Source organism: Rhodopseudomonas sp., from assembly GCF_036404135.1.
Lineage (GTDB): Bacteria > Pseudomonadota > Alphaproteobacteria > Rhizobiales > Xanthobacteraceae > Rhodopseudomonas_A.
Genome location: NZ_DASWPE010000082.1, coordinates 1 through 3,966 on the forward strand (window position 1 = coordinate 1; position 3,966 = coordinate 3,966).

Sequence of the window (3,966 nt, forward strand, 5' to 3'; positions counted from 1 at the left end):
CATGCGACACCCCCGTCAAAATCGAAGTGTCGCAAGACAGATCACACGAATTCCCGATTCTGGAATCCCCCCAGCAACACCCGAGTCAATCCGTCGCACCCAAGATGTGTGCATGCCTTAGTGCGCACGCAGGGACCCATACGGCGCGGACTCGCTTCTTTTCACAGTTGGGGACACCTTTTCTTCGTCGCCAACGCCCGGGGTTATGGGTCCCTGCGTGCGCAGGGACGACCCGCGGAGGGGCTCGGCACTACTCTCGGCGCATCCTTGGAATTCGCCGGTCGCTCGCCCCTCACCCCACCCCTCTCCCCGCAAGAGCGGGGCGAGGGAGCGCGCTGCCGTTGCCGCCCTGTTACCACCCACAACGCAGCATGACCCCCGAGACGCTGGGGACCTGGCAATTCTGGGCGGTCGCCTCCGCGGTGTTCGCCGCGTTGACCGCGATCTTCGCCAAGATCGGCGTCGCCGATATCGATTCGGATCTCGCCACCTTCATCCGCACCATCGTGGTGCTGGCGAGTCTCGCGCTGATCCTGTTGGCCACCGGCAAGTTCGCCTCCCCCGCGCCGATCGCCGGCAAGACCTGGCTGTTCCTGGTGCTGTCCGGGCTCGGCACCGGGGCCTCCTGGCTGTGTTACTTTCGCGCGTTGAAACTCGGGCCGGCGTCGCTGGTGGCGCCGATCGACAAATTGAGCGTGGTGCTGGTGGCGCTGTTCGCGGTGACGTTCCTCGGCGAGCGGCCCTCGCTCAACCAATGGCTCGGCATCGGCCTGATCGCGGCGGGCGCGGTGCTGATCGCGCTGCGCTGATCAGCCGGCGATCAGTAGCGCCACGCCGACCACGATCAGCGCGATGCCGAACAATTCGCGCGGCAACAACGGCTGTTTGAACGAGTAATACGCCACGCCTTGCGCGAACAGCACCTCGACCAGCGCCAGCGTCCGCACATTGGCCGCCGCGGTCAGCGCGAAGGCCAGAAACCAGAATTGCGAGGCCAGCGCGCCGGTGAAGCCCGCCAGCATCGACGGCTTCCACAGCCGGAGGATGTCGGCCAGCACCTTGGGCGCGCGCGCCAACAGATAGATCGTCAGCACCAGCGTCTGCACGCCGAGCCCGAACACCAGTGTATAGGACGCCGCGGTGACGAACGACACGTCCGGCACCACGATGATGGCGCCGCGGAATCCCACCGCCGACAGCGCGAACGCCGCCGCGGCGACCAGCCCCTGGATAGTCGGCTTCAGATCGGTGAACGCCTTGTCGCCGCCCGGCCGCAGCGCGGTGATCACCACGCCGAGCGTGGCGATCAGGATCGCCGACACTTTCAGCCAGGTCAAATGATCGCCGAGAAACACGAAGCCGAAGATCGCGGTCTGGATCGCCTCGGTCTTCAAGTAAGCGGTGGTGACCACGAAGGAGCGGTCGTTCATCGCCGCCAGCATCAGCCCGGTGGCGAGGATCTGGCTCAGCGCGCCGAGCAACAGCCACGGCCAGAACGCCGCCGAAGGCCACGGCACGGAATCGCCGGTGGCGACGATCAGCACCGCGAAGAACACCAGAGAGAACGGAAAGCCGAACAGGAAGCGGATATTGGTGGCGCCCCAGGTGCCGAGCGGGCCGGTGAGCGAGCGCTGCATGGCGTTGCGCGCGACCTGGCCGACCGCGGCCACCAGCGTGAAGGGAATCCAGAGCGCGGCGGTGGTGATCATCAAGGGCTGCGAAGCGCGAGGGCGGGCCGGCATCGTGCCGGGCGCGCGTGACCCGGTCAACGGCGCTGGCGGCATGGCGCCATGCGATTCGTCCACACACAGCGCACCCGAAAACACAGCGTCGTCATCCTGAGGCGCCCGAGCGAAGCGAGGGCCTCGAAGGATGCGGCTCAGAGTGCATGCGGCGCCAAAGCACCCGCGCAGCAGCTCGCCGACGACTCGCGGCCATCCTTCGAGACGCCCGGCTTCGCCCTACGGCTACGCCGGGCTCTCAGGATGACGGCGGAGTGGGTGGCAAGGGCTGTGGTGCCCGAATGAGCAGGCGCTTTCGCGGCTGGCGCGGCAGCGATGCCACACCGGGCGTGACGCGCTCTCACCCCGCCGCGGTTTCCGCCACCACCATGTAGTTGACGTCCATGTCGGCGGACAGGCTCCATTTGTCGGCCAGCGGATTGTACACCAGGCCGGCCTGTTCGGTGACCGCGAGCTTGTTGTTGTGCAGGTGCTTGGCGAGTTCGTCCGGGGTGACGAACTTGTCCCATTGATGGGTGCCGCGCGGCAGCCAGCGCATCACATATTCGGCGCCGACGATCGCCAGCGCAAAACTCTTCCAATTGCGGTTCAGGGTCGCCACCACCATCAGCCCGCCGGGCTTGGTGATCGCGGCGCAGCGCGCCAGGAACGCGCCGACGTCGGTGACGTGCTCGATCACCTCCATCGCCAGCACGATGTCGAAGCGCTCGCGCGGGTCCATCTGTTCGACCGTGGTGCAGCGATAGTCGATCAGCAATTGCGATTTCTCGGCGTGCAGCTTCGCCGCCGCGATGTTGGTGGCGGAGGGATCGACGCCGATCAGCTGGGCGCCGAGCCGCGTGAACGGCTCGCACAACAGCCCGGCGCCGCAGCCGATGTCGATCATGCGCAGGCCGGACAGGCAGTTCAGGCTCTTGGCGTTGCGCTCGAACTTGCGGCAGGCGGCGTCGCGGATGAACGACAGCCGCAGCGGGTTGATCTTGTGCAGCGGCGCCATCTTGCCGGTCGGGTCCCACCATTGCGCCGACAGCCGCGAGAACTTGGCGATTTCGGCGGGATCGACGGTGGCCGACGACGCGTCGGCGGAATTGGATTGCATGGACATGGATGCGCCGTTGCTCCTATCGCGCGATGATCGAATGGCGGGCCGGCGACGCGGCGATGCTGTGCGGCGCGGCCCGGCCGCGGCCGGCCTGCGCGCTTGGCAGCGGGCGGCGCCGGATCAGGCCTGCGCCCGGTTGCAGCCTATCGTCGATAAAGCGCCGCATCGAGCCTCGAATCGCTTTCGCCAGACTTACGCTATTCCGCCCGCGGCGCCGAGGCCGGTTGCTTGCCCGCAACCACCTCGATATGTATACGCGCCTTCCGGCGCCGCGTCGCGGAGTCCGCGATATCATTATCCGTTGTTGTCAGGGATTGCACTATTGGTCATGGGCCGGCTCGTGATGAAATTCGGCGGCACGTCCGTCGCCAATATCGACCGCATCCGCAACGTCGCACGGCATGTGAAGCGCGAAGTCGACGCCGGCCATCAGGTCGCGGTGGTGGTGTCGGCGATGTCCGGCAAGACCAACGAACTGGTGGCGTGGTGCCGCGACGCCGCGCCGCTGCACGACGCCCGCGAATACGACGCCGTGGTGGCGTCGGGCGAGCAGGTCACCTCGGGGCTGCTGGCGATCGCGCTGCAGGCGCTCGGCATCCAGGCGCGGTCCTGGCAGGGCTGGCAGATCCCGATCCTGACCAGCGACGTCCACGCCTCGGCGCGGATCGTCGGGATCGACGGCAGCGAGATCATCAAGCGATTCGACGACCGCAAGGAGGTCGCGGTGATCGCCGGGTTCCAGGGCATCAACCCGGACACCCATCGCATCACCACGCTGGGCCGCGGCGGCTCCGATACCTCGGCGGTGGCGATCGCCGCGGCGCTGAAGGCCGACCGCTGCGACATCTACACCGACGTCGACGGCGTCTACACCACCGACCCGCGGGTGGTGCCGAAGGCCAGGCGGCTCGACAAGGTATCGTTCGAAGAAATGCTGGAACTGGCGTCGCAGGGCGCCAAGGTGCTGCAGGTGCGCTCGGTCGAGCTCGGCATGGTGCACAACATGCCGATCTTCGTGCGCTCCTCGTTCGACAAGCCGGAAGACATCGACCCGCACGGCACCCCGCCGGGCACGCTGATCTGCAGCGAGGAGAAAATCATGGAAAACCACGTCGTCACCGG

4 protein-coding genes are annotated in these 3,966 nt (G+C 66.9%); 2 read left to right on the forward strand and 2 right to left on the reverse strand.

The window, feature by feature from the left end:
* Positions 1–371: 371 nt before the first annotated feature.
* Positions 372–809 (forward strand): EamA family transporter, encoded by a 438-nt coding sequence (locus VGC77_RS08905; protein WP_331171210.1) that lies wholly within the window; start codon positions 372–374, stop codon positions 807–809.
* On the opposite strand, the gene VGC77_RS08910 is transcribed toward VGC77_RS08905, so the two are convergent.
* Together VGC77_RS08910 and ubiG are read right to left on the reverse strand one after the other, a co-directional pair.
* Positions 810–1,709: an EamA family transporter gene (locus VGC77_RS08910; protein ID WP_331171211.1), complete on the reverse strand. Its 900-nt coding sequence runs from the start codon at positions 1,707–1,709 to the stop codon at positions 810–812.
* A 373-nt stretch (positions 1,710–2,082) separates the two neighbouring features.
* Positions 2,083–2,847: a bifunctional 2-polyprenyl-6-hydroxyphenol methylase/3-demethylubiquinol 3-O-methyltransferase UbiG gene (ubiG, locus tag VGC77_RS08915; RefSeq protein WP_331171212.1), complete on the reverse strand. Its 765-nt coding sequence runs from the start codon at positions 2,845–2,847 to the stop codon at positions 2,083–2,085.
* A 325-nt stretch (positions 2,848–3,172) separates the two neighbouring features.
* On the opposite strand from ubiG, the gene VGC77_RS08920 reads away from it, so the two are divergent.
* Positions 3,173–3,966 (forward strand): aspartate kinase (locus tag VGC77_RS08920; RefSeq protein WP_331171213.1); only part of this gene is annotated, 794 nt, incomplete at its 3' end.